At 60.2% G+C, this 24,607-nt stretch carries 20 protein-coding genes and 2 tRNA genes; 4 read left to right on the plus strand and 18 right to left on the minus strand.

Going from position 1 to position 24,607, the window contains the following annotated elements:
* Window positions 1-273: 273 nt before the first annotated feature.
* The 4 genes from RHP74_RS06345 to RHP74_RS06360 all read right to left on the minus strand — a co-directional run bounded on the left by RHP74_RS06345 (window position 274) and on the right by RHP74_RS06360 (window position 4,850).
* The gene (locus RHP74_RS06345) at window positions 274-1,569 is read right to left on the minus strand and encodes an AcvB/VirJ family lysyl-phosphatidylglycerol hydrolase (RefSeq protein WP_311098396.1); all 1,296 of its coding nucleotides are present in this window, start codon (window positions 1,567-1,569) and stop codon (window positions 274-276) included.
* Window positions 1,569-4,211, minus strand: coding sequence for a bifunctional lysylphosphatidylglycerol flippase/synthetase MprF (gene mprF, locus RHP74_RS06350; RefSeq protein WP_311098397.1), 2,643 nt, complete (start codon window positions 4,209-4,211; stop codon window positions 1,569-1,571). The genes RHP74_RS06345 and mprF overlap by 1 nt, the downstream gene beginning before the upstream one ends.
* Window positions 4,212-4,490: 279 nt before the next feature.
* Window positions 4,491-4,567 (minus strand) — tRNA-Met (locus tag RHP74_RS06355).
* Between the two features lie 206 nt (window positions 4,568-4,773).
* A tRNA-Met gene (locus RHP74_RS06360) sits at window positions 4,774-4,850 on the minus strand.
* Window positions 4,851-5,151: 301 nt separating this feature from the next.
* Here RHP74_RS06360 and dinB point away from each other — a divergent pair.
* Entirely contained in the window at window positions 5,152-6,213 is a 1,062-nt protein-coding gene (gene dinB / locus RHP74_RS06365; RefSeq protein WP_010462672.1) for a DNA polymerase IV, read from the plus strand.
* A gap of 83 nt (window positions 6,214-6,296) precedes the next feature.
* Here the strand turns inward: dinB and RHP74_RS06370 are convergent, their stop codons facing one another.
* From RHP74_RS06370 to RHP74_RS06385, 4 genes are all read right to left on the minus strand, one after another.
* Window positions 6,297-7,250 (minus strand): hypothetical protein, encoded by a 954-nt coding sequence (locus RHP74_RS06370; protein ID WP_077750278.1) that lies wholly within the window; start codon window positions 7,248-7,250, stop codon window positions 6,297-6,299.
* Window positions 7,251-7,267: 17 nt separating this feature from the next.
* Window positions 7,268-8,983 carry a proline--tRNA ligase gene (locus tag RHP74_RS06375; protein WP_010462669.1) on the minus strand — a complete coding sequence of 572 codons (1,716 nt, stop codon included), beginning with the start codon at window positions 8,981-8,983 and terminating at the stop codon, window positions 7,268-7,270.
* Window positions 8,984-9,113: 130 nt separating this feature from the next.
* A complete protein-coding gene (locus tag RHP74_RS06380; RefSeq protein WP_010462667.1) occupies window positions 9,114-10,673 on the minus strand; it encodes an AmpG family muropeptide MFS transporter in 1,560 nt (519 codons plus the stop codon).
* A gap of 44 nt (window positions 10,674-10,717) precedes the next feature.
* Window positions 10,718-11,071 (minus strand): MGMT family protein, encoded by a 354-nt coding sequence (locus RHP74_RS06385; RefSeq protein ID WP_077750279.1) that lies wholly within the window; start codon window positions 11,069-11,071, stop codon window positions 10,718-10,720.
* Window positions 11,072-11,233: 162 nt separating this feature from the next.
* Between RHP74_RS06385 and RHP74_RS06390 the strand changes: the two genes are divergently transcribed.
* The gene (locus RHP74_RS06390) at window positions 11,234-12,241 is read left to right on the plus strand and encodes a DUF481 domain-containing protein (protein WP_042932327.1); all 1,008 of its coding nucleotides are present in this window, start codon (window positions 11,234-11,236) and stop codon (window positions 12,239-12,241) included.
* A 109-nt stretch (window positions 12,242-12,350) separates the two neighbouring features.
* Here the strand turns inward: RHP74_RS06390 and RHP74_RS06395 are convergent, their stop codons facing one another.
* On the minus strand, window positions 12,351-12,560 hold the full coding sequence (locus RHP74_RS06395) for a cold-shock protein (RefSeq protein ID WP_002554837.1): 210 nt from the start codon (window positions 12,558-12,560) through the stop codon (window positions 12,351-12,353).
* A 354-nt stretch (window positions 12,561-12,914) separates the two neighbouring features.
* Here RHP74_RS06395 and dcd point away from each other — a divergent pair, with 354 nt between their 5' ends.
* Complete coding sequence (dcd, locus tag RHP74_RS06400; RefSeq protein WP_010462661.1) at window positions 12,915-13,481, plus strand: dCTP deaminase; 567 nt, start codon at window positions 12,915-12,917, stop codon at window positions 13,479-13,481.
* A gap of 106 nt (window positions 13,482-13,587) precedes the next feature.
* Window positions 13,588-13,797, plus strand: a complete 210-nt coding sequence (locus tag RHP74_RS06405; protein ID WP_010462659.1) for a hypothetical protein — start codon at window positions 13,588-13,590, stop codon at window positions 13,795-13,797.
* 112 nt (window positions 13,798-13,909) lie between these two features.
* On the opposite strand, the gene pdeM is transcribed toward RHP74_RS06405, so the two are convergent.
* From pdeM to RHP74_RS06450, 9 genes are all read right to left on the minus strand, one after another.
* The gene (gene pdeM / locus RHP74_RS06410; protein WP_311098403.1) at window positions 13,910-14,569 is read right to left on the minus strand and encodes a ligase-associated DNA damage response endonuclease PdeM; all 660 of its coding nucleotides are present in this window, start codon (window positions 14,567-14,569) and stop codon (window positions 13,910-13,912) included.
* Window positions 14,569-17,052: a ligase-associated DNA damage response DEXH box helicase gene (locus RHP74_RS06415; protein ID WP_311098405.1), complete on the minus strand. Its 2,484-nt coding sequence runs from the start codon at window positions 17,050-17,052 to the stop codon at window positions 14,569-14,571. Before RHP74_RS06415 ends, pdeM begins: the two co-directional genes overlap by 1 nt.
* Before the next feature lie 196 nt (window positions 17,053-17,248).
* Window positions 17,249-18,013 (minus strand): ABC transporter ATP-binding protein, encoded by a 765-nt coding sequence (locus tag RHP74_RS06420; protein WP_010462652.1) that lies wholly within the window; start codon window positions 18,011-18,013, stop codon window positions 17,249-17,251.
* Between the two features lie 13 nt (window positions 18,014-18,026).
* Window positions 18,027-19,145 (minus strand): M14 family metallopeptidase, encoded by a 1,119-nt coding sequence (locus tag RHP74_RS06425; protein ID WP_311098408.1) that lies wholly within the window; start codon window positions 19,143-19,145, stop codon window positions 18,027-18,029.
* Window positions 19,146-19,174: 29 nt separating this feature from the next.
* Window positions 19,175-19,885: an ABC transporter permease gene (locus RHP74_RS06430; protein ID WP_311098410.1), complete on the minus strand. Its 711-nt coding sequence runs from the start codon at window positions 19,883-19,885 to the stop codon at window positions 19,175-19,177.
* Window positions 19,882-20,610, minus strand: a complete 729-nt coding sequence (locus RHP74_RS06435; protein WP_010462647.1) for an ABC transporter permease — start codon at window positions 20,608-20,610, stop codon at window positions 19,882-19,884. The genes RHP74_RS06430 and RHP74_RS06435 overlap by 4 nt, the downstream gene beginning before the upstream one ends.
* Window positions 20,611-20,666: 56 nt before the next feature.
* Window positions 20,667-21,449, minus strand: coding sequence for a transporter substrate-binding domain-containing protein (locus RHP74_RS06440; protein ID WP_010462646.1), 783 nt, complete (start codon window positions 21,447-21,449; stop codon window positions 20,667-20,669).
* Between the two features lie 318 nt (window positions 21,450-21,767).
* On the minus strand, window positions 21,768-23,456 hold the full coding sequence (locus RHP74_RS06445; protein WP_311098412.1) for an ATP-dependent DNA ligase: 1,689 nt from the start codon (window positions 23,454-23,456) through the stop codon (window positions 21,768-21,770).
* Complete coding sequence (locus RHP74_RS06450; RefSeq protein WP_154912954.1) at window positions 23,453-24,487, minus strand: ligase-associated DNA damage response exonuclease; 1,035 nt, start codon at window positions 24,485-24,487, stop codon at window positions 23,453-23,455. The genes RHP74_RS06445 and RHP74_RS06450 overlap by 4 nt, the downstream gene beginning before the upstream one ends.
* Window positions 24,488-24,607 lie beyond the last annotated feature (120 nt).

Consider the following 24,607-nt stretch of genomic DNA (forward strand, 5'->3'; position numbering starts at 1 on the left):
GTCTTCCGATATTGCGACACCGGAAGTAAACGAAACTAAACAGGCTGGACGAATTTACGATGGCGGAACGTCGATGAGATCCCTTGTAGGAGTGAGCCTGCTCGCGATAGCGGACTGACATTCACCATCGTTGTATCCGACAGATCGCTATCGCGAGCAGGCTCACTCCCACAAGGTATCTGATCTACCCAAGGGATTTGTGGTGTCTGTGGAAATGAAAAAAAGCCCCTGCAATCTTTCGGTTGCGGGGGCTTTGGGTGGTCGCGCCTCAGATCACTCCTGAGCCGTCTCACCCTTGACCTGACGCTTCTCGATGATGTCCACCAAACGCTTTGCCAGCGCCGGGTAGTTCTCGTCGAAGTGGTGGCCGCCCGGTAGCTTCATCGCTTCGCCCACGGCGGTCTTGTCGGTGCAGCCGCTTTCGTCGACTTCTTCTTCACCGTAGATGCACACCACTTTTTCCGGTGGCAGCTTGGCCATTTCCGGGCCGGTGGCGGCTTCTTTGCCGGCGTTGCCGAGCCAGCCTTCGACTTCGATTTCGAAGCTGCCGGTGCGGGCGAAGGCGAGCAGGATGATGGCGTCGACGCGTTGCTGTTCTGCGGGTTCCAGGCGGTTGTAGATCGCTGGCAGGACATCGGCGCCGAACGAGTAGCCGGTCAGGATGAAGCGCTTGGTGCCCCATTTCTGCCGGTAGTGTTGCATCAGCTCGGCCAGGTCCAGAGCGCTTTGCTCCGGGCTCTTGTGCTGCCAGTAGTAGCGCAGGGTGTCGATGCCGACCACCGGGTAGCCGATCTTGGCCATCTCGCCCGCGACGTCGCGGTCCAGGTCACGCCAGCCGCCGTCACCGGACAGGAACAGGGTCACGGTGTCCTTGGCTTGGCCGGCCGGGACTTCGACCACGGGGATTTGCAGGCCGCCAGCGGCTTTGTCGCCGCCGACCAGGAGTTTACGCAGTTCGTTGTTCAGCACTTGCGGCAGGTTGATGTCGTAGTCGCTGATGCTGGTTTCGGCGTTGGCTTGATCGCGCACGAAGCCGGCGCTGGTGTCGTCCGGGTTGTCGTTCCAGGCCACCAGCCAGTGACCGTGAGCGGCACTTTTTGGCAGCAAGTGGGTGCAGCCGGGTTTTTCCAGTGCAAGGTCGACGGAGACAGCCTGGGCCTTGTCGTCCTTCTGCTCGGACAACCAGCGCCACGCCAGCACCGCGCCAGGGCCGATACCGCTGACCAGGGTCGCCGGGCCTTTGAGTTCTCGCAGGCCTGATTGCAGGGCACGACTTTGCAGCAGGCAGTCCTTGGGCAGGATCACCTGAACAATCTGCGCCGAGCCGGTGCGGCTCAGGGTCATCAACTGTTTGTCGCTGAGTTTCTGGTCTTCATTGACCGCCACCAGCACCTGGGCGCGTGGCGTGTTGCCGGGAATGACGCGCGTCATCGCCGTGCCATCAGCCGGGTTCAGCTGTTCGAGGGTCGGTTCGGGGGCCGGGCGCTTCAGGTACCAGTAACCGCCACCGATAATCAGGGCCAACACGACCAGTGTGCCCAGTACGTACCGCAAGGAGCGTTGAATCATCAGCGTTTCACCAATCCAGTCAAGCCGCCCGCAATCAGGGCAGCAGTATCGGCCAGGGCAACCAGCGGATCGAGTCCGGCGGGCACGGCCATATAACGGGGTTCCCAGTCAGGCTGGAATTTGTCTTTGAAGCGGCGCAAGCCTTGGAAGTTGTAGAGCTGCTCACCACGGCGGAAAACCATCGAGCCCAGGCGCTGGGTCAGCGGTGCGCCACGCCGGGGTTGCAACCCCGACAGCGGCACCATGCCCAGGCTGAAACGCGCGTATCCATGATTTTTATAATGTTGAATCAGGCCGACCATCATGAACTCCATGGTCAGCTTGGGCGCGTCCGGGTGCGCGCGCATCAGGTCGAGGCTGGCCAGGTCATGGCCGTAAGTCTCGAGCAGGTTGGCAAATGCCACCGGGCGCCCTTCGAAACGAATCACCGCGACGCGGAAATGCTTGATGTAATCGTCACTGAAACGCCCGAGCGAGAAGCCTTTCTCGCGCACGTTCTTGCCGGTCAGCCAGGCATCGGAAATCACCTTGAGCTCATCCATCGGCGCATGGCCCGGCTCAAAGATCTCCAGCGACAACCCATCGCGAGTGCCGCGATTCCAGGTGTAACGCAGGTCCTTCATCTCTTTGCCCTTGGCTTCGAGATCAAAACGTTTCAGGTCGACCCGGGCTTCTTCGCCGAGCTTGATCGCGGTCAGGCCGATGTCCATGTAGTACGGCAGGTTTTCGGCGCGCACTTGATAGAACACGGGGCGGGCGTGGTGGACGTCGCAGAGGTCGCGGAACTGCCAGATCATTTCCGCCCGTTGCTGGGTCGGGCCGATCGGGTCGTACAAGGCCACCAGGCTGCGGCCACGGCGGGCGTACATCAGGAACGCCTCGTCGTTGGGATGAAACAGCAGCGCCTTGTCACCGGTCAGGGCGAGGCCGCCGTCCGGTTGGGAGGAGGCCATCAGGATCTTTATGGCGCGATCCAGCTCGTCAGGCGTCGGCAAGTGAATCACCGGGCGCGCGGTGCGCAGCAACCAGGTCAGCGACACGACCACCAGCAGGACGGCGGCCCCCAACAATGAGCGCAAGCCACGCGGGGCGTCGGCGTCGAGGGTGAATTGCCACCAGAGTTGATGGCTGTAGGGAACGTCCTGGTACGCAAACAGCAGCAACCAGATCGAGGCGCCGAGCACGCACAGGCTGGAGACCAGATAGAGCGGCGAGAACGGCAATTCAGTCAGGCGACTCGGGCGGTAGAACGAGCGGCGAAATACGCCCAGCAGGCTCGCCGTCAGGGTCATCAGGCAAGCTTCTTCCCAGTCAAAGCCTTTGAGCAGGGAGAGCAGGGCGCCGACCAGCAATAGAATGGTGGTCAACATCCAGGCGGCGGACAGTCGACGACGCAGGCCTTGAGCCAGCAACAGGCACAGCACGCCGACCAGACTGGCACCGAAGTGCGAGGCGTCGACCAGGCGGTGCGGGATCAGAAAGCCGATGTGTTCCAGCCGGGTGTCGATTTCCGGGGTGACGCCGGAGAAAAGCAGCACCACGCCGGACAGGAACACCAGCACCGCCAGGATCGGCGCCGCCAGACCGGACGCGGCCCTCAGGGATTGGCGCGACTGAAACAGACGCTGGCCTTCGTTGATCAACAGGAGCACACACGCCACCAGCAGCGGCAGCACGACGTAGATCAGGCGATAGAGCAGCAACGCAGCGGCCAGTGGTGCGGCGCCGAGCGTGTCGGCGAAGGCGGCCAACAGAATGGCTTCAAATACGCCGACTCCGCCGGGCACATGGCTGAGCACACCGGCGGCCAGGGCTAGCAGGTACACCAGCAGGAACGCACCGAAGGGCGGCGCTTCCGGCAGCAACAAATAGAGCACGGTCGCGGCGGCGGCCACGTCCAGTGCGGTGATGATCAGTTGCAGGAAAGTCAGGCGGCGACCGGGGAGGCGCAAGGTGCGGCGCCCGACCTTGACCAGCAGGTTATCCGGGGAAGGTTGTTCCGGCAGGCGACGGCGGTAGATGCCGATGGCCAATACGCCGAACAGCAGCAAAACCGCCGCGGCAACGCCCCCCAGCAAACCTTCGGACAATCCCAGGGCCGCCGAAGCAGCAGGCAGATTGCTGAGGGTCGCCAGGGCGGCCAGTGGTGGCAGTGCGCAGCCGAGCGAGAGGCTGGCGAATAACGTCATGTGAGCGACATCTGACGCCCCCAGACCGTGCCGTGCATATAAACGGTAGCGGACCGAGCCCCCCGAGAGCATCGAAAGACCGATGGCGTTGCCGATGGCAAATGCCGTGAAGCCCCCCAGCGCAAGAATTCGCGGCGCCAGCGTCACGCCCGCGTAGCGACTGGCGGACCATTCATACCCCAGCAGAATGATGAAGCCGACCACGGTCGCCGCCAATGCGCCCAGCAGTGCCGGTTTAGGGACTTCAAGAATCGAGTCGTGCAAAGCGTACAGATCGAGTTCGCTCAGCAGATGACGACAGGCAATCAGCGCGATAGCGAACAACAGCAGCGTCACCGCCAGGCCGATGGGCTGGCGATATTTGCTGGCCAGATCCAGCAAGCGCAGGCGCTCGGCCTTGATCGATTGGGTCGCTGTGACGGTGTCTTGTGGATCAGACGAGTTGGCGCGCATCAATCACCTCTTGGATTGTGCGCGACAGGATGGGGGTATCCAGCCAAGTTACCAATCCCTGTAGAAAAAAATAATCACAAATATTAACGCCTCTCACCGGTTGACGGCGATGGCTTGTCATTGGGCGTTGGGGGGATCTGTCTGCGAATCAGCATAGTCTGAACTCATCGCATTGGAGATCCCGAACGCTTCGCTACACAGTGACAGGTCATTGTTGCGAAAGGACTTTTTCAACAGATACAAAAAAGGCCACTCTTTCGAGTAGCCTTTTTTGATGTTTGGTTGCGGGAGCCGGATTTGAACCGACGACCTTCGGGTTATGAGCCCGACGAGCTACCAGACTGCTCCATCCCGCGTCTGTGTGGCGGCATTCTATAGAGATACGCCTGTGTGTCAACCGTTAATCTGCAACCGGGTCAAATAAGCGTAAATAAGCGGCGAACGGTCGCGGAGCAGACTTAAGTTTCGGAATCAGAACGATTTCTCGCTTCTGTTCATGAAGAGGGCACAAAACAGGCGCGCACAAAAAAGGCCACTCTTTCGAGTAGCCTTTTTTGATGTTTGGTTGCGGGAGCCGGATTTGAACCGACGACCTTCGGGTTATGAGCCCGACGAGCTACCAGACTGCTCCATCCCGCGTCTGTGTGTCGGCATTCTACAGAGGATCGCTGGGCTGTCAACCTTCAATCCAGATAAAACCTGTTCTGGTTCAATCGCTTAGCGGGAAGGAAGGGCTGGGTGATCGTCTGCGAGGCAGGCATGGCAAGGCTTGCAGCTCTATCGGGTGACGCTTTTCGATTGAGAAAATAAATTCATCGGTAACTTTTCCTACCGGTGGGGAAGAAGATTCAGACTACTGGTGCTATATACAGGTGTCAGTGAGATACTGCCGATCCGGCACGCCATGACCCCATTTCTTCACCATGAACACCGCTTTTATATGAGCCAGCGAAAAATCATCCACGTCGATTGCGACTGCTTCTACGCTGCCATCGAGATGCGTGACGACCCGCGCCTGGCGGGTAAACCGCTGGCTGTGGGTGGCTCGGCAGACCGGCGCGGGGTGATCGCCACTTGCAACTATGAGGCGCGGGCCTACGGCGTGCGCTCGGCCATGTCTTCCGGGCAAGCCCTGAAGCTGTGTCCGGACCTGACCATCGTCAAGCCGCGCATGGACGCCTATAGAGAAGCGTCGAAGGAAATTCATACGATCTTTCGCGATTACACCGACCTGATCGAGCCGCTTTCCCTCGACGAGGCTTACCTCGACGTGTCGGACTGTGCGCATTTCGGTGGCAGCGCCACGCGCATCGCCCAGGACATTCGCCGCCGAGTCTCCAATCAGTTGCACATCACGGTCTCGGCTGGCGTGGCGCCGAACAAGTTTCTGGCCAAGATCGCCAGTGACTGGAAGAAGCCCAACGGTTTGTTTGTGATCACGCCTGATCAGGTTGAAGACTTTGTCAGTGGTTTGCCCGTCAGCAAGCTGCATGGCGTTGGCAAAGTGACCGCCGACAAGCTGGGCAGGCTCGGCATTGTCGATTGCTCGCATTTGCGCGAGTGGGGCAAGTTGGCGCTGGTGCGTGAATTCGGCAGCTTCGGCGAGCGACTCTGGAGCCTGGCCCGGGGGATTGATGACCGTCAGGTGCACAACGACAGCCGCCGGCAATCGATCAGTGTTGAAAACACCTATGACGTGGACCTGCCGGATCTGGTCAGCTGCCTGGATAAACTACCCGAGCTGCTGGAAACGCTGGCGGGGCGCATGGCGCGGATCGACAGCAGCTATCGGCCGGGCAAGCCGTTCGTCAAAGTGAAGTTCCATGACTTTACCCAGACGACGCTGGAACAAGCCGGGGCAGGGCGGGATTTGGGCAGTTATCAGTTGTTGCTGACCCAGGCGTTCAATCGCGGCGGGAAACCGGTGCGGTTGTTGGGGATTGGCGTGCGGCTGGAGGATTTGCGGGGTGGGTTTGAGCAGATGGAGTTGTTTGAGCGGTAGTTTTGCGGTGAATGTGAGGGCCTCTTCGCGGGCAAGCCTCGCTCCTACAGGTATCGCATCTTGTAGGGGCGAGGCTTTTGCTTTTAATTCGGTCCAGGATCCGCCACCAGTCGCCCGGCATCCTTGGTCAATGACTTGAGGAATTCGGTCTGCAACTCTGGATCGTTGCGGGTCAGTTCGATCAGGCTTTGTTCCAGCTCGCTGGCTTCTTCTTCAAGACCCAGTTCCGACAAGCGCTTGACCCGGTGTACCCACTGGCTCACTTCGTCGTCTTCGAGGTCGTCATAAATCAGGCCATGGGCTTCGAGCAGTTTGCCGCGCAATGAACTGCTGACTGCCAGGGACGAATCGCTGTGTACATCGTCCTGGCCGTCTTCGACGCTGATCAGCAGTCGGCTCAGATGATTGATGTCATGTTCGGCGAATGGGCTGTCCAGCAGGTTCAGGCGCAGAACACCGTTTTTGTCGGTGCTCAGATCAAACGTTTCCTTGCCGGCTTTCACCACCACCGGGCGCTCGCTCCAGGGCAGGCTCGAGTATTCGGTGCGCTTGTCGAGCTGGATCTCATCGATCCCGGCCAGGTTTTGTTGCGCCCGACCGTTGGACTGCACGTTCATGAGCGGGTTGAGCCCGGCAAAACCGTAGCTCAGCCAATCCTTGGTCACGCTGTCCGGCAGACTGCCGAGGGTGAATACGTTGACCACATTCGCCCCGACACCGCCCACCACCGCGACCGCGCCCAGCGGGATCTCGTAGACCTCCCGCCAGGGTTGGTAGGGCGTGTAGCGATCATAGTGACGCGTGACTTCGAATTCGGTGACTTCGAACGTTTTCTGCTCGTGGATTTTCACCCGACGTTGCGGCAACTCAAGCACCTTGGGCTCGCCGACATCGATCTGCAGGCTGTGATCGAGCAATTTGCGCTCGACACGCTCCTCGTGCTCGCTGCGTTGCGACATGTGATTGGCACAGCCGCTGACCAGCAGGGTGACGCACAGGGCGCCACCACCGAGGCCTAAGGTGTTTCGCTTGAACATGACTTCTCTATCTGGTGTCAGCGGCGGATACGGGCCTGGAGGAAAGACAGCACGTCAGCAACCGGCAGCGCTTGCGCTTCAGGTTCGGTACGGCTCTTGTATTCCAGATTGCCTTCGGCGAGGCCGCGGTCACTGACCACGATCCGGTGAGGAATGCCGATCAGCTCCATGTCCGCGAACTTGATGCCCGGGCTGGTTTTCTTGTCGCGATCGTCCAGCAGCACTTCGAAGCCGGCTGCAGTCAGTTCTGCATACAGCTTGTCGGTGGCTTCACGAACCTGTTCGGTTTCGTAGCGCAATGGCACCAAAGCGACCTGGAATGGAGCCAGTGTGTCGCTCCAGATGATCCCGTTGGCGTCGTTGTTCTGCTCGATGGCCGCAGCCACCACGCGGGAAACGCCGATGCCGTAGCAACCCATTTCCAGGGTAACCGGCTTGCCGTTCTCGCCCAGCACTTCGCACTTCATCGCCTTGCTGTACTTGTTGCCCAGCTGGAAGATGTGCCCGACTTCAATGCCGCGCTTGATTTCCAGGGTGCCCTTGCCATCCGGGCTTGGGTCGCCGGCGACAACGTTACGCAGGTCGGCAACGGTCGGAACCGGCAGATCACGCTCCCAGTTCACGCCGAAGTAGTGCTTGTCGTCGATGTTGGCACCGATGCCGAAGTCGCTCATCAGCTCGACGGAACGGTCGATGATGATCGGCAGTGGCAGGTTCAACGGGCCGAGGGAACCGGCGCCGGCGCCAATGGCGTCGCGCAATTCGCTTTCGGAAGCCATGACCAGCGGGCTGGCAACGCCTGGCTGGTTGCCGGCCTTGATTTCGTTCAGCTCGTGGTCGCCACGGATGATCAGGGCAATCAGCTTGCCTTGCTCTTCAGCGTGAACCACGAGGGTCTTGATGGTCTTTTCGATCGGCAGGTTGAAGCCTTCGACCAGTTGCGCAATGGTCTTGGCGTTCGGCGTGTCGACCAGGCGCAGTTCTTCAGTCGGTGCGGCGCGGGAGGTTTCACGCGGCACGGCTTCGGCTTTCTCGATGTTCGCGGCGTAGTCGGAACCGTTGCTGAAGACGATATCGTCTTCGCCGGACTCGGCCAGTACATGGAACTCGTGGGAGCCGGCACCGCCGATGGAGCCGTTGTCGGCTTCTACAGGGCGGAACTTCAGGCCCAGACGGGTAAACACGTTGCAGTACGCCTGGTGCATGCGGTCGTAGGTGATCTGCAGCGAAGGCTGATCAGCGTGGAACGAATAGGCGTCCTTCATGATGAACTCGCGGCCGCGCATCAAACCGAAGCGTGGGCGGATTTCGTCACGGAATTTGGTCTGGATCTGATACAGGTTGATTGGCAGCTGCTTGTAGCTGCTCAATTCGTTGCGCATCAGGTCGGTGATCACTTCTTCGTGGGTCGGGCCGGCGCAGAAGTCGCGACCGTGGCGATCCTTGAAGCGCAGCAATTCAGGGCCGTATTCTTCCCAGCGACCGGATTCCTGCCACAGCTCAGCCGGTTGGGTGCTCGGCATCAACACTTCGAGAGAGCCTGCGGCGTTCATTTCTTCACGAACGATGGCTTCGACCTTGCGCATCACTCGCAAGCCCATCGGCAGCCAGGTGTAGAGGCCCGAGGCGAGTTTGCGGATCATGCCGGCGCGCAGCATCAGCTGATGGCTGATGACGACCGCGTCGGAAGGCGTTTCTTTCTGTGTGGCGAGCAAAAATTGACTGGTGCGCATGGTTGGCCGTTGTCGGTTGCTGATGACGAGAAATGACGGAGCATTGTACGGGCGAGATCCGCTGGCGTACAGGCGTGCGGTCGGCGGTGTGGCACGAGGGCGGGAATCGTCGCGCCCTCTGCGAAATGTCCTACGATTCTTCCGCGACCTGGGTCGGCACCGGTTCGGGTGTCGGCGTCGGACCTGCGCGACGGCTCTCCTGGTACCAGTGCAGGGCGATCAACAGCAGGGTCGGAACACCCAGCAGCGCCGTGATCAGGAAGAAGTTGTGGTAACCGAATTTCTCCACCATGACCCCTGAATAACCGCCGATCAAGCGTGGCAGCAGGAGCATGATCGAGCTGAGCAGGGCGTACTGGGTGGCCGAGAATTTCAGGTTTGTCAGGCTCGACAGGTACGCGACGAACGCTGACGTCGCCAGGCCCGAGCTGAAGTTGTCCAGGGAAATGGTCAGGATCAGCATGTTCAGGTTGGCGCCCATGTCGGCGAGCATCAGGAACAGCAGGTTGGTGCCGGCCGATGTAATGCCGCCGATGAGCAGGATCGGCAGGATGCCGAAACGCACGATCAGCAGGCCGCCCATGCCGGCGCCGACCAGGGTCATGATCAGGCCGAAGATTTTGCTGACACTGGCGATCTGGTCCTTGGTGAAGCCCTGGTCGATGTAGAACACGTTGGCCATCACGCCCATGACCGTATCGGACATGCGGTAGGTGGCGATCAGCCCGAGCAGCAGGAACGCTTGCCAGCGGTAACGCAGAATGAAGTCGTTGATCGGCGTCAGCACCGGTGCCAGGCCGCGACGGCCCATGGCCGACAGGCACATAAACGTGAGCGTGGTGTAGAGGATGGCCCGCAGGAAGGCGCGGTCTTCGAGCAGCAGGTCGAGCGGGCTCGCGCCTTCGAACAGCACGCTGGCGAAGTCGGTGTTGTAGAGCTGGGTAAACATGGCCGGCACGGACACCAGCAGCACGATCAGCACGAACACCGACATCAGTTGATGCATAAAGCTGTAGCGGCCGGCTTGAAGTTGGGTGCGCAGGGGCACAGGCGGTTCGCGCATGAACAGCGTCGTCAGCAGCGCCGGGACCATCAGGGCGCCAAACAACACGTAGGTGCCGGCCCAGGCCGAATGCTGGTAATTGAAACCCGTGGAGCCAAAGCCTTCAGCGAAAAACAGCGCGCCGGCCGTCGCCAGCAACGCGGCGATCCGATAGCCGGACATGTAGCTGGCAGCGAGCGCTGCCTGGCGAGTGTCGTCGGCGATTTCCAGGCGATAGGCGTCAACCGCAATGTCTTGCGTCGCCGACGCGAAGGCGACGACCACGGCGATGGCGATCAGCCAGGACAAGTGCTTTTGCGGGTCGCAGAAACCCATCCCGATCAGACCGAGGATCACCAGTGCCTGGGAGAGCACCAGCCAGGAACGTCGTCGACCGAGTTTGCCGAGAAAGGGCAGGCGCCATTGGTCGAGCAGCGGGGACCAGACCCATTTAAAGGCATAGGCCAAGCCGATCAGACTTGCATAACCGATGGTTTCGCGGGCCACACCGGCCTCACGCAGCCAAACGGAGAGCGTCGAAAACACCAGCATGTAGGGCAGGCCGGCGGCGAAACCAAGCAACAACAACACAAGCGTCGAGGGGCTGGCATAGGCGGCGAGCGCGGCGCGCCAGGTTTTACGGGGCATGGGCTGGAGTCTGCCTCAAGAATTACGGAAACAAAGCGCGCACTCTAACCGCTGTGCTCTACCGGGCGCCAGCCATGGCGCTGAATATCAACACGATTGTTCAGGATACTGACGCCTTCGGAGCGCAATCGCGCGCGCTGCTCATCCCCTGAAGGGCTGCCCACGGGCAGGCTGATCCGACCGCCGGCACCCAGCACGCGGTGCCATGGCAGCTTGGTGTCGCCGGGCAGCTGGCTCAATGTGCGTCCCACCCAGCGCGCGGCTCGGCCCAGTCCGGCCAGTTCGGCGAGTTGACCATAGCTGACCACTTTGCCCTCGGGCACCTGCGCGAGGGTCAAGTAGAGCGCCGTGCGTCGGATTTGCGCTGCACTTTCGGTTTCAGTGGTTGGGTCGGTCACGTCCGTGGTTCCTGAAAAATTCGCCTTACCGTCCGTAGAGTAAGTCCTGGATGCGCAATTGAGAAATGAACTCAATAGAAATAGTCGGGTCAGTCCTTGCTAGGGTCTTATTCCCAGGGATAATGCCGACTTTTTTTCGCAAACTTGAGCCTGTATTTGCTTATGGTATCCAGAACCCTGCTGTGCCTTGCTGTCATGAGTGCCTCCACGCCGTTGCTCGCTGATACCGTCTGGTTGAAGAACGGTGACAAACTGAGCGGCAAGATCACGCTGTTCGATGGCGGTAAATTGCTGATACAGACCGAATATGCCGGTGCGGTTCCGATCGACTGGAAGCAGGTCAAGACCCTGGAAAGTGATCAGGAGTTGCTGGTCAAGCAAGATGCTTACACCGGCGAGAAGGCCAAGTCGCTGCATGCAGCGGACGACGGCAAGGTGACGCTGGAAAACGGCGAAGCGCCGAAGACGGTCGAGCTGGCGAGTATCCAGCAGATTCTCAAGCCCAAGCCAGTGGTTGAAGATCTGGTGTGGAAAGGCAATGTCGACGCGGCGCTGGATTACCAGCGGGCGGAAAAAGACACCGATGACTACGACATCGACTTCAAGACCACGGCGCGCCATGGCAAATGGCGGCACACGGCGGAAGGCGAGTACAACCGCGAATTTCAGGATGACGTGGTCACTACCGACAACTGGCGGGGCGAATACTCGCTCGACCGTTTCCTGACCGAGAAGTGGTTCTGGCAAGGCCGCGCGGTCTATAAGCGCGACAAGGTAGAAGACCTCTCCCGTCAGCGCACTGTCGGTACCGGTCCGGGTTACCAGTTCTGGGATAACGAACTCGGCGCATTCTCCCTGGGCTCGCTGGTCAACCGCACGGACTATGAGTTCTCCGACGGCAGCAAGGAAAACTTCTATTCCCTGGCGATGAAGTGGGACTACAACCGTTACCTGATCGGCAAGAAGGTGGAGTTCTTCACCAATGGCGAAGTGGGCAAGCCGTTGTCGGGCGTAGCGGATTACGCGCTCGATGCCGAAATGGGCTTGCGCTACAAGGTCACCGAGTGGGCTTCGCTTAACCTCAAGGCCGAGCGAGACATCATCAGCGGTACCGACGATGCTGATCTGGACAAGACGCGTTACACCGCAGGGTTTGGTGTGGCCTGGTAAGACGCAAAAAATCGCAGCCGTGGGCTGCGATTTTTTTTGCCTGCAAAACACACAGGCACAAAAAAGCCCCGCTTTTGAGGGCGGGGCCTTTTACTAAAGCAAGTACAAGTTAGATAACTTGAACTTCTTCAGCTTGCATGCCTTTCTGACCGCGGGTAGCGATGAAAGAAACCTGTTGGCCTTCTTTCAGGCTTTTGAAGCCGTCGGATTGGATAGCTTTGAAGTGAACGAACAGGTCGTCACCGGATTGTGGAGTGATGAAGCCGAAGCCTTTTTCATCGTTGAACCACTTAACGGTACCAGTTTGGCGATTAGACATGGTGTAACTCCTTGAACAAAGATAACTGCGACGCAGGAAGAACCCTGGCCGAGACTGAGTGCAAAGAGCAGGAAAAATTCTTGTAGATGGTTGGATCGAAATTCAACATATCGTGTAGAGATTCTCAGTGACACAAGCAGCACAGTGGCGCCACCTTAACCCTTTTTCCGGAACGTGCCAATGCTTCCGGTGAAGGTTTCTCTGATTTCATGACTGACGGTCCGCCAATTTACGGCGAAGGCCCAGATATCACAGGGGATCGGCGAGAATTATGCCCCGGACTTTGAACCCGGAGCGCGCGCCCGGTAAGATGCCGGACAGAATTTTTCCACCTCGCTATTCAGGACACCCGCCATGAGCATCAAATCGGACAAGTGGATTCGCCGCATGGCGCAGGAACACGGCATGATCGAGCCGTTCGTCGAGCGCCAGGTGCGCGGCAGCGACGATAACCGTGTGATCTCCTACGGCGTGTCGAGTTACGGTTACGACGTTCGTTGCACTAGTCATTTCAAGGTGTTCACCAATATTAATTCGGCCATTGTCGACCCGAAAAATTTTGATGCCGGCAGCTTCGTCGACATCCATAGCGACGTCTGCATCATCCCGCCGAACTCTTTTGCCTTGGCCAGCACCGTCGAATACTTCCGTATTCCGCGCAACGTATTGACCATCTGCCTGGGCAAAAGCACCTACGCCCGTTGCGGCATCATCGTCAACGTCACCCCGCTTGAGCCTGAGTGGGAGGGGCACGTGACCCTGGAATTCTCGAACACAACCAACCTGCCTGCGAAAATCTATGCCAACGAAGGCGTGGCGCAGATGCTGTTCCTTGAATCCGACGAAGAGTGCGAAGTGTCCTATAAGGACCGTGGCGGCAAGTATCAGGGCCAACGCGGCGTCACCTTGCCACGCACCTGATCCATTCATCTGGCAGGTCGCGGGAATTCTTGAGCGGGTAGACACTCTATTGGGTGTACTGCCCGGTTCGCGTACAGCGGACGGGGCCATCGCTCAGGAGTGCTTTATGAAGATCGATCCGCGAATAAGTGCCGAACTGGCAAGGCTTGAGCCCAATCAGATTGGCGTCCTGGCCTGGTCCTTGTTGGCACATCCAGCCATCAGCATGGCAGGGGGCATCCCCGGCCAGCCTGATCCTGATACCCCGAACGAACAGCCTACCGAGCCCGGTGAGCCTACCCTGCCGGATGAGCCACCTCCCGCGCCCGTAGCCTGATTGCTATTACCTGCAGGGGCGAAGCTTGCTTTGGACGGAGTTCCGACGAAGGCGGTGTGTCAGACAACATCATTCTTACCTGACACACCGCCTTCGCGAGCAAGCTTCGCTCCTACACGCTGACTGGCCATATTTCGTTGTCGCCGATGACAAAGATCCTGCAGCTGTCGTCCCGTTCGATCTGATAGCCGCCGGTAAACGCGCCGAAGGCCGGGAGCAGGCTGATGTCCTCGCCCAATCTGAAACACGCCAGGCGCAAACGTTGCCGACCTTTGCCGTTCAGCCGATAAACCGGATGCACATGCCCGGCGAGTACATGCCGGTGCGGATGCGGATCGGGCTCATGCTGCAAGGCGAACGGTCCGAGCAATAACGGTTCGGGCACTACGCGTATGTTTAACGAAGCCGGCGGGTCCCCGGCGCGTTTGTCGTGGTTGCCGCGGATCAGCGTCATTGGCAGATCCGGGTGCCGCGCTCGCCACTCAGCCAGGGCGCTTAACGTGCCGCAAGCATGGGAGCCGGGCCCGTGCAGAAAATCCCCGAGGAAAATCAGCTGACGGCAGGGTAGGGCGGCCAACATCCCGTCCAGCACTGCGACATTGCTGGCGGTGGTGCCATGGGGCACCGGCTGGCCAAGGCTGCGATACGCCGCCGCTTTGCCAAAATGCACGTCAGCGATCAACAGGGCTTGTTGCGCCGGCCAGTAAATGGCTTTTTCCGGCAGCAGCCACAGTTCTTCACCGGCCAGACTCACGGGATAGGGCGTACTCATCAGGTTTTCCCGGTTTCGGCGGTTTTCTCAAGGTCGGTGACCATGCGACGGATACGGTCCGCGAGTTTTTCCGAGCTTATGCTTTCCCGCATGCGTTCAACCAACAGGGGAAACCCCAGCGGCGTAGGACGTTTGATCTGATGCAGGTCCAGTTTCAGACGATTGATACGCGCCAATGTCTGTTCCAGACGATGAATATCCAGTTCTTCCCGTAGGACTTCTTCCCCGGCCTGCGCCAGCAATAGATTCCCCGCGTCGTACTGCTTGAACACCTCGAAGAACAGTCCGCTGGAGGCTTGAACCTGCCGTGTGCTTTTCGGTGCGCCGGGGTAGCCGGCAAACACCAGTCCGGCAATGCGGGCGATTTCCCGAAAGCGGCGAAGCGCGAGTTCGCCGGCATTCAAGCTCGCGAGGACATCGTTCAACAAGTGCTCGGCGCTCAACAGGCCTGGGTTCAACACCTGCGACCAATCCACAGAGGTGGCGCTGAGTAACTCCAGCCCGTAATCATTGACCGCGATGGAAAACGTCACCGCCTGCTGCTGGCTGACCCGCCACGCCAGCAAACTCGCCAGGCCCAGATGCACCTGACGCCCGGCAAAGGGGTACAGGAACAGGTGCCAGCCTTCGCGGGATTTCAGTGCTTCGGCCAGCAACGAGTTCGAGGTCGGCAACCCGGACCAGCGTCGCTGCACCTCCAGCAGCGGCCGCAGAGCCCGCATCTCCGGGCCGATGAACTCGCCTTGCTCCGCTGCACTGAAACGCGCGACCACCGCCTGCGCCAGTTCGTTGGAAAGGGGCATCCGCCCGCCATTCCAGCGCGGCACCGCGGCTTTTTTCGCGGTGCTGCGTTTGACATAAGCGGTCATGTTTTCCACCCGCACCAACTCCAGCAAGCGCCCCGCGAACAGGAAACCGTCGCCCGGCTTCAGTCGCGCAATAAAACCTTCCTCGACACTGCCCAACTGCTTGCCGCCGCCCTTGCTCCAGAACTTCAGCTGAATGCTCGCATCGCTGACGATGGTGCCGATGCTCATGCGATGCCGCCGCGCCAGCCGCGCATCCGGTACACGCCAGACGCCAAACTCGTCAGGCTCGACCCGGCGATAATCCGGATAGGCTGTCAGGGAAAGCCCGCCATGGCGTACAAACGCCAGCGCCCAGGTCCAATCCGCCGCCGTCAGGTCTCGATAAGCCCAGGTTCTACGAACTTCTTCATACAATTCGCCGGGAGCAAACCCACCGCCCAGCGCCATGCTGACCAGGTGTTGAACCAGCACATCCAGCGGTTTGTGCGGCGACTCCCGAGGCTCGATGCTGCGTTGCGCCACGGCATCTTGAGCCGCCGCCGCTTCGATCAGTTCCAGGCTGTGGGTCGGCACCAACGTCACCCGTGACACTCGCCCCGGCGCATGACCGGAACGCCCGGCCCGCTGCATCAGGCGCGCCACACCTTTGGCCGAGCCGATTTGCAGCACCCGTTCCACCGGCAGGAAATCCACCCCCAGGTCCAGGCTTGAAGTACAGACCACCGCTTTGAGCTGGCCTTCCTTCAGCGCTCGCTCGACCCAGTCGCGGGTGTCTCGCGACAGTGAGCTGTGGTGCAAGGCAATCAGCCCGGCCCAATCGGGGCGCGCCTCCAGCAACGCCTGATACCAGATCTCGGATTGCGCGCGAGTGTTGGTGAACACCAGGCTGCTGGGGCTTGAGTCTATTTCAGCGACGACTTGCGGCAACATCTTCAAGCCAATGTGGCCGGCCCAGGGAAATCGCTCGATGGCTGGCGGTAGCAACGTGTCGACCCGCAGTTCCTTGGACGTCTGGCCTTGAACACTGATGCCGCCACCTTGTGGGATCAACACCTGTTCGGCGTGGGCCTGATTACCCAGCGTCGCGGAAACGCCCCACACGATCAGGTCCGTATTCCATCGACGCAAACGGGCGAGGGCCAGTTGCAGCTGCACGCCGCGTTTGTTGCCGAGCAGTTCGTGCCATTCGTCGACCACCACCATGCGCAAGGTCGATAGCGCTGCTTGCGCATCGGCACGGGCGAGCATCAGCGTCAGGCTTTCAGGGGTGGTGATCAGCGTGGTGGGCAGGCGCCGGCTCTGACGCGCACGTTCGCTGCTGCTCGTGTCGCCGGTGCGCAGGCCGACGCTCCAGGGGATCTGCAGGTCGTGCAGCGGCGCTTCAAGGGCGCGAGCGGTGTCGGCGGCCAAGGCGCGCATGGGGGTTATCCACAGCACCGTCAGCGGTTCGGCCAGCGGTTTTCGTTTGCGAGGTTTTTCAACAGGGGCAATGGACTTGGCGTAGTGATTGAGCGCGGCAAACCAGACTGCATAGGTTTTACCGGCACCCGTGCTGGCATGCAGTAATCCGGACTCACCGCGCTTGACGGCCGTCCACACTTGCTTCTGAAAGACGAATGGCTTCCAGTCGCGGGCGCTGAACCATTGTGATGCGTAGTCGGTGGACGATCCCATGCCGGCGGTGTGCGCTCTGAAAGTCTTCTTTCAGTGACCGCGGCGTGGGTGAACAAGTTTAATCGCAGTACTGCTGATCGGAATCTGAACCCAGTAGGAGCGAAGCTGGCTCGCGAAGGCGGAGTGTCAGGCAACGATGATGTCGGCTGATACTCCGCCTTGGCGAGCCAGCTTCGCTCCTACAGGCTTTGCAGTGTTACTTGAGGTTGCCGCTCAGGAACTGCTGCAACCGCTCGCTCTTCGGGTTGCCCAGCACGTCTTCCGGCGCGCCTTCTTCCTCGACCAGGCCCTGATGCAGAAACAGCACCTGGCTCGACACCTTGCGGGCGAAGCTCATTTCGTGAGTCACCATGATCATGGTCCGGCCTTCTTCGGCCAGGCCTTGAATCACCCGCAGCACTTCACCCACCAGCTCAGGGTCGAGCGCCGAGGTCGGTTCATCGAACAGCATGACTTCCGGTTCCATGGCCAATGCCCGCGCAATCGCCACGCGTTGCTGCTGGCCACCGGAAAGAAACGCCGGGTATTGATCCGCCACGCGCGCCGCCAGCCCGACCTTGTCGAGGTAACGCCGCGCGCGGTCTTCGGCTTCCTCCTTGCTGCAACCCAGCACCCGGCGCGGGGCCATGGTGATGTTTTCCAGCACCGTCATGTGGCTCCACAGGTTGAAGTGCTGGAACACCATGGCCAGGCGGGTGCGAATTTTTTGCAGTTCATCGGGGTCAGCCACGTGCATGCCGTGGCGGTCCTTGATCATGCGGATGTTCTGGCCGTCCAGGGTCATGGCGCCGTCATTGGGCTGTTCGAGAAAGTTGATGCAGCGCAGAAAGGTGCTTTTGCCCGAGCCACTGGCGCCGATCAGGCTGATGACGTCGCCGGTGTTGGCCTTGAGTGACACGCCTTTGAGCACATGATGATCGCCATAGCTTTTATGCAGGCCTTCGATGGTCAGTTTGTACATGGGGCATGCATCCTCAAGGCGAAAGTAGGTAGCCGCTGCGATAGGCCTCGGTGCCCGCGACGTGCGCGATCACCATGCCGGCAGTGGCCATGCGCCGCAGCGAGCGGGCGTACATCAGGCCGGCGGCGGTGCAATGAACGGGTGTGACGCGATCGTTGATCGGGTCGATGATTTCGGCGATCAGTTGCCCGGCTTCGAGGTATTCCCCCGGCAGTGCGGTGAACACCAGCAGACCGCCCACCGGTGTCGACACCGGCTCGACGCCGGCCAACGGGGTGGCGGGGTAGGGCAGTTCGGGCAATGGCGCCGCTTCGCCGGCAATGGCGCCGAAGTGAATCAGGTAGTCGATCAGCGCCTGGCAGTCGAGACTGGCCAGAGGATGATTGACGTCGCCCTGGCCGCGCAATTCGACGGTGACCGAGAAACTGCCCAGCGGGATGTTGAACTGTTCGCCGAAGCGTTCTTTCAACTGCCACCAGAGCAGGGTGAAACATTCATCGAACGACTGACCGCCGGAATCGGTGGCCAGCAGGCTCGCTTCGGCGCCGATGTAACGGGCCAGCGGCTCGACCTGCGGCCAGGCTTCGGGTGTGGTGTAAAGGTGGGCGACTGCTTCGAAATCGCAATGCAGGTCCAGCACCATGTCCGCATCGCAGGCCAGCCGTTGCAGGGTCAGGCGTTGGGATTGCAGCTGAGTACTGGCGATTTGCCGAGCGAGGGCGTTGCGCAGGCTTTCGCGGATCAACTCGAGGTTGCGCTGCGGCTCATCGCCAAGCTGGCCTTCGATTTCGTTGCCCACCGCTTCGCTCAAGTCGACGAACCAGCGATTGAAGTTCTGCCCGCTTTCCAGCTCGTAGCGGCCCAGCGGCACATCCATCAGCACCTGTTCCAGGCCGACCGGGTTCGCCACCGGCACCAGCACGATTTCGCTGCGCAGGCGGCCGGTGGCTTCAAGTTCCGCCAGGCGCTGCTTGAGGTGCCAGGCCACCAGCATGCCGGGCATTTCATCGGCATGCAGGGACGACTGGATGTAGATCTTGCCTTTGGCCGACGTTGGGCCGAAGTGGAAACTGTGAATCTGTCGAGCGGTCCCCGGCAGCGGGGCCAGCAAGTCATGTATCTGGTGGCGCATGTTTGTCTCTTTATTCCTGAAAGCGGGTCCTAGTGGGACGGCCCGAGGAACGCCAGCCATCGGCGTTCGGCGAGGCGGAACAGGCCGACCAGCGCGAAGGTAACGGTCAGGTAGATCAGCGCAGCGATGCCGAACGACTGGAAGGTGAGGAAGGTCGCCGAGTTGGCGTCCCGCGCGACTTTCAGGATGTCCGGGATGGTCGCGGTGAACGCCACGGTGGTCGAGTGCAGCATCAGAATCACTTCGTTGCTGTAATAAGGCAACGAGCGACGCAGGGCCGACGGCATGATCACGTAGGCATACAGCTTCCAGCCTGTCAGACCGTAGGCCTTGGCCGCTTCGACTTCACCGTGGGCCATGCTGCGGATCGCCCCGGCGAAAATCTCCGTGGTGTAGGCGCAGGTGTTCAGGGCGAACGCCAGGATCGTGCAGTTCATCGCATCGCGAAAGAACGCATCCAGCACCGGTTGAGCGCGCACGGCGGCCAGGCTGTAGATGCCGGTGTAGCAAATCAGCAACTGGATATACAGCGGTGTGCCGCGGAACAGGTAGGTGTAGAACTGCACCGGCCAGCGAATGTAGAAGTGCGGCGAGACCCGGGCGATGGACAGCGGGATCGACACCAGGAAACCGATGACGATCGAGGCGGTCAGCAGCCACAGGGTCATGGCCAGCCCGGTGATGTTGTAGCCGTCGGTATAAAGGAAGGGTTTCCAGTATTCCTGCAAGAGTTCGATCATCGTACGGCCTCCCGGGAACCGGCGGCGTAGCGGCGTTCGAGCCAGCGCAGGACGAAGTTGGAAGCGCTTGTGATGAGCAGGTAAATCAGCGCGGCAAGCACCAGGAAGTAAAACAGTTGATAGGTGCTCTTACCGGCGTCCTGCGCTGCTTTGACCAAATCGGCGAGGCCGATGATCGACACCAGCGCGGTGGCCTTGAGCATCACCATCCAGTTGTTGCCGATACCCGGCAGGGCAAAGCGCATCATCTGCGGGAACACCACGATTCGAAAGCGCTGGCCACGTTTGAGGCCGTACGCGGTAGCCGCTTCGACCTGACCCCGAGGCACGGCGAGAATCGCCCCGCGGAAGGTTTCGGTGAAATACGCGCCATAGATGAAGCCCAGGGTGATGACCCCGGCGCTGAACGGGTTGATCTCGATGTATTCCCATTCCATGAAATCGGTAAACGACGTCAGCCAGGTTTGCAGGCTGTAGAAAATCAGCAGCATCAGCACCAGGTCCGGCACGCCGCGAATCAGCGTGGTGTAGATCTGGGCCGGAACCCGCACCAGTTTGACTTTTGACAGTTTGGCGGTGGCGCCGAGCAGGCCGAGCAATACGGCCAAAAGCAGCGACAATGCCGATAATTTGATGGTCATCCAGGTGCCTTCCATCAGCAACGGACCGAAGCCCTTGAGGCTGAAGGCTGAGAGCCCCAGGTTTTGTAATAGGTTTTCGAACATAAATCAGCAACCTGATCGGGTGAAAAAAGCGCCCATCGCGAGATGGGCGCCGGGCATTATTTGCCGCTGTACAGATTCAGATCGCCAAAGTGTTTCTTCTGAATGGTGGCGTAGGTGCCATCGTCGTGTAACGCTTTGATACCTTTATTCAAAAGCTCTTTGAGGTCTTTGTTACCTTTAGAGATACCGATAGCTGTTTTGGCCGGCAGCAATTCGCTGTCAACTGGCTTGCTGACTTCGTAGCCTTCGCCCTTTGGCGACTTCAAGAAGCCCAGTTCGGCTTGCAGCATGTCCTGGATCGCAGCGTCGAGACGACCCGACATCAGGTCGGAATACACCTGATCCTGGTTCTGATAGGCCTGGGTCTTCACGCCGGCCTTGTCCAGCACGGCCTTGGCGTACGCTTCCTGGATGGTGCCTTGCTCGTAACCGACAGTCTTGCCTTTCAGAGAAGCGACGTCTTCGCTCAGGCCGGAACCCTTCTTGAATACATAGGCGGTTGGGCCGGAGAAGAGTTCGTTGGAGAAGTCGATGACTTTTTCGCGGGCCGGGGTGACGGTCATCGAAGAGATCACACCGTCGAATTTATTGGCCTTGAGGCCCGGAATCATGCCGTCGAAATCGCTTTCGACCCATTTGCACTTGACCTTCAGCTCGGCGCAGATCGCGTTCCCCAGATCGATGTCAAAGCCCACCAGGCTGCCGTCGGCCGCTTTCGATTCGAACGGAGCATAGGAAGGGTCAACGCCAAAACGCAGTTCTTTGTATTCCTTTGCCATGGCGGAGCCAGCAGCCATGCACAACGCCAGTGCAGAAAGGGTCAGCAATGCTTTTTTCATTATTCAATCCCTAAGAACCAATATGAGCGCTTGTGGCGCAGAATTATTGTTACTGGAAAGCGTAAGACCCATTGAAAGTAGCAATTTCCGAACCAGAGTCCCGAACAAGCGTTTTAAAAGGTGATACAAGAAATGGCAACAGGGGATTTGTGCACGGAATCGGGCATCGGAAAATAGCCGCACCAAATCAGGTCATGGAGGCGCAAGTCCTGTGGCGAGGGAGCTTGCTCCCGCCGGAGCGCGAAGCGGTCCCGCTGTAGAAAATTTGCGACGGCTTCGCAGCCGAACGGGAGCAAGTTCCCTCGCCACAAAGTTCTTTCAGCCCAACAAATCTTGCAGCGTTGCGAGGTTGTCGGCTTCTTCCACTGACTTGTCCTGCCGCCACCTCAACATCCGCGGAAACCGCACGGCAATCCCGCTCTTGTGGCGTTTCGACAGGGCAATGCCCTCGAACCCCAGCTCAAACACCAGGCTCGGTTTCACACTGCTCACCGGCCCGAATTTCTCCACCGTGGTTTTGCGCACGATGCTGTCGACCTGGCGCATTTCCTCGTCGGTCAGCCCTGAATAGGCTTTGGCGAAAGGCACCAGGGTGCGTTCGCTGGCGTCCGGCGGGCCATCCCAGACCGCGAAGGTGTAATCACTGTAGAGATTCGCCCGGCGACCATGGCCGCGCTGCGCATAAATCAGCACCGCATCGACGCTGAAGGGGTCGACTTTCCATTTCCACCAGACGCCCATGTCCTTGGTCCGGCCGACGCCATACAGCGCATCCCGGGCCTTGAGCATCATGCCCTCGACACCGAGGCTGCGGGAGGCCTCACGTTGTCTGGCGAGGTCGAACCAGTCTTCGCCGGTCAGCACCGGTGAGGGGAGTAATACCGGGTTGTTGCAGTTGGTGATGAGCTGATCCAATTGAGCGCGGCGCCTGGCCTGAGGCTGGCTGCGCCAGTCCTCGCCTTGCCATTCCAGCAAATCGTAGGCGAGGACCACCACCGGCACTTCTTCGAGAATTTTCCTGTCCAGGGTTTTGCGGCCGATCCGCTGTTGCAACAGTGCGAAGGGCAGCACCGCCGGAGCGGACGGCGATTGTGGATTGAAGGCATCGTCAGTGTTGGGGCGAGGGGCTTTCCAGGCGACGATTTCGCCGTCGATCACTGTACCGTCAGGCAGTCCGTGCAACAGGCTGTCGAGTTCGGGGAAACGCTCGGTTACCAGTTCTTCGCCGCGTGACCAGACCCACAGGCGCCCGTCACGCTTGATCACTTGGGCGCGGATGCCGTCCCACTTCCATTCCACTTGCCACTGGCTGGCCGGGCCGAGCACGGCTTCGAATTGCTCGACCGGTTGTGACAGGGCATGGGCCAGGAAAAACGGGTAAGGCTGACCACCTCGCTGGGCATGTTCGTCGGGCGATTCGGCCGCGATCAATTTCAGGTAACTGACGGCGTTCGGGCGATTGGACAGGTCGGTGTACCCGACCAGCCGCTGGGCCACGCGTTTGCTGTCGAGTCCGGCCATGGCTGCCAGGGCTCGCGTCACCAGCAGTTTGGAGACGCCGACGCGGAAACTGCCGGTAATGAGTTTGATGCAAAGCATCAGGCTGTGACGGTCCAGTTGTGCCCAGAGTGCGGGCAATCGTGCGGCGAGGACTTCCGGGGATTCGCCACGCAGGGGCAGCAGCTTGTCTTCAATCCACACCGCCAGCCCGTCGGTGGAGCTGTGCAGGGTTTCAGGCAGGACCAGCGAAATGGTTTCCGCCAGATCGCCAACCGCCTGATAACTTTCTTCGAACAGCCACGGCTCAAGGCCGGAAAATTCGACGGCCAGCTCACGCAGCACGCGCACCGGCACCAGCTGCCGAGGTCGCCCTCCGGACAAAAAGTACACCGCCCACGCCGCATCTTCGGGGGCAGCCTTGGCGAAGTAAGCCTGCATCGCGGCCAGTTTGGCATTGCTTGACGTGGTGGCGTCGAGTTCGGCATACAGCTCGGCGAAGGCCTTCATGTCGCCACCTCGGCGTGCTCGGTTTCGACGGCCGCGTTGTCTTCCTCATCGTCGCCGTATTCGGTGCTGAAACCCATGGCATCAAGGCCCTGTTCGCGCAGATGCCGCACCAGCACCGCCACCGAACCGTGGGTGACCATGACCCGTTCGGCGCCGGTTTGTTCGATGGCCCAGAGCAGGCCGGGCCAGTCGGCGTGGTCGGACAATACAAAGCCACGGTCCACGCCGCGTCTGCGCCGCGTGCCGCGTAATCGCATCCAGCCGCTGGCGAAGCCGTCGCTGTAGTCGCCAAACCGGCGCATCCAGTTGCTGGCGCCAGCCGATGGCGGGGCGATGACCAGCGCCTTGCGCATCATCGGATCGCTCTTTTGCACGTCGCCGGCGTAGATCGTCGGCGGTATATAAACGCCGCTCTCGCGGTACACCCGGTTCAGCGGGTCGACCGCGCCATGCACCAGAATGGGGCCGAGGCTGGCGTCAATGCCATGGAGAATGCGCTGGGCCTTGCCGAAGGAATAGCAGAACAGCACGCTGGTTTTGTCGGCGGCGGCATTGGCCTGCCACCACTGATTGATCTCGTCAAAGATCTGCGCCTGGGGTTGCCAGCGATAGATTGGCAGGCCGAAGGTCGACTCGGTGATGAAGGTGTGGCAGCGCACCGGCTCGAAGGGTGCGCAGGTGCCGTCGGGCTCGATCTTGTAATCCCCCGAGGCGACCCAGACTTCGCCGCCATATTCCAGGCGCACCTGGGCTGAGCCGAGGACGTGGCCGGCAGGGTGAAAACTCAGGGTGACACCGTGGTGCCGCAAGCGCTCGCCATAGGGCAGGGTTTGCAGGCTGATGTCCTGGCCCAGTCGCGCACGCAAAATCCCTTCACCGGGCGCGGCCGCCAGGTAATGCTGGTTGCCGGTGCGGGCATGGTCGCCATGGGCGTGCGTGATGACCGAACGCTCGACCGGCCGCCACGGGTCAATATAGAAATCGCCGGCGGGGCAGTACAAACCTTCAGGGCGCGCGATAACAAGATCCATGTTGTTACCAAAATGGGGGGGCTTGTTAGCTATGAGGTTGGCGCGAAGCGAGAAGTTCTATCGAGTTTCGCGCGCTGATCGTTCCCATGCTCCGCGTGGGAATGCAGCCCGTGAAGCTCC

Source organism: Pseudomonas sp. SG20052, from assembly GCF_031766055.1.
In the GTDB taxonomy this organism is placed as follows: domain Bacteria; phylum Pseudomonadota; class Gammaproteobacteria; order Pseudomonadales; family Pseudomonadaceae; genus Aquipseudomonas; species Aquipseudomonas mandelii.

Coding starts and splice junctions, on each gene's coding strand:
- RHP74_RS06345 (WP_311098396.1), bottom strand. CDS start 1,569: ATGATTCAACGCTCCTTGCGGTACGTACTGGGCACACTGGTCGTGTTG.
- mprF (WP_311098397.1), bottom strand. CDS start 4,211: ATGCGCGCCAACTCGTCTGATCCACAAGACACCGTCACAGCGACCCAA.
- dinB (WP_010462672.1), top strand. CDS start 5,152: ATGAGCCAGCGAAAAATCATCCACGTCGATTGCGACTGCTTCTACGCT.
- RHP74_RS06370 (WP_077750278.1), bottom strand. CDS start 7,250: ATGTTCAAGCGAAACACCTTAGGCCTCGGTGGTGGCGCCCTGTGCGTC.
- RHP74_RS06375 (WP_010462669.1), bottom strand. CDS start 8,983: ATGCGCACCAGTCAATTTTTGCTCGCCACACAGAAAGAAACGCCTTCC.
- RHP74_RS06380 (WP_010462667.1), bottom strand. CDS start 10,673: ATGCCCCGTAAAACCTGGCGCGCCGCGCTCGCCGCCTATGCCAGCCCC.
- RHP74_RS06390 (WP_042932327.1), top strand. CDS start 11,234: ATGGTATCCAGAACCCTGCTGTGCCTTGCTGTCATGAGTGCCTCCACG.
- RHP74_RS06395 (WP_002554837.1), bottom strand. CDS start 12,560: ATGTCTAATCGCCAAACTGGTACCGTTAAGTGGTTCAACGATGAAAAA.
- dcd (WP_010462661.1), top strand. CDS start 12,915: ATGAGCATCAAATCGGACAAGTGGATTCGCCGCATGGCGCAGGAACAC.
- RHP74_RS06405 (WP_010462659.1), top strand. CDS start 13,588: ATGAAGATCGATCCGCGAATAAGTGCCGAACTGGCAAGGCTTGAGCCC.
- pdeM (WP_311098403.1), bottom strand. CDS start 14,569: ATGAGTACGCCCTATCCCGTGAGTCTGGCCGGTGAAGAACTGTGGCTG.
- RHP74_RS06415 (WP_311098405.1), bottom strand. CDS start 17,052: ATGGGATCGTCCACCGACTACGCATCACAATGGTTCAGCGCCCGCGAC.
- RHP74_RS06420 (WP_010462652.1), bottom strand. CDS start 18,013: ATGTACAAACTGACCATCGAAGGCCTGCATAAAAGCTATGGCGATCAT.
- RHP74_RS06425 (WP_311098408.1), bottom strand. CDS start 19,145: ATGCGCCACCAGATACATGACTTGCTGGCCCCGCTGCCGGGGACCGCT.
- RHP74_RS06430 (WP_311098410.1), bottom strand. CDS start 19,885: ATGATCGAACTCTTGCAGGAATACTGGAAACCCTTCCTTTATACCGAC.
- RHP74_RS06435 (WP_010462647.1), bottom strand. CDS start 20,610: ATGTTCGAAAACCTATTACAAAACCTGGGGCTCTCAGCCTTCAGCCTC.
- RHP74_RS06440 (WP_010462646.1), bottom strand. CDS start 21,449: ATGAAAAAAGCATTGCTGACCCTTTCTGCACTGGCGTTGTGCATGGCT.
- RHP74_RS06445 (WP_311098412.1), bottom strand. CDS start 23,456: ATGAAGGCCTTCGCCGAGCTGTATGCCGAACTCGACGCCACCACGTCA.
- RHP74_RS06450 (WP_154912954.1), bottom strand. CDS start 24,487: ATGGATCTTGTTATCGCGCGCCCTGAAGGTTTGTACTGCCCCGCCGGC.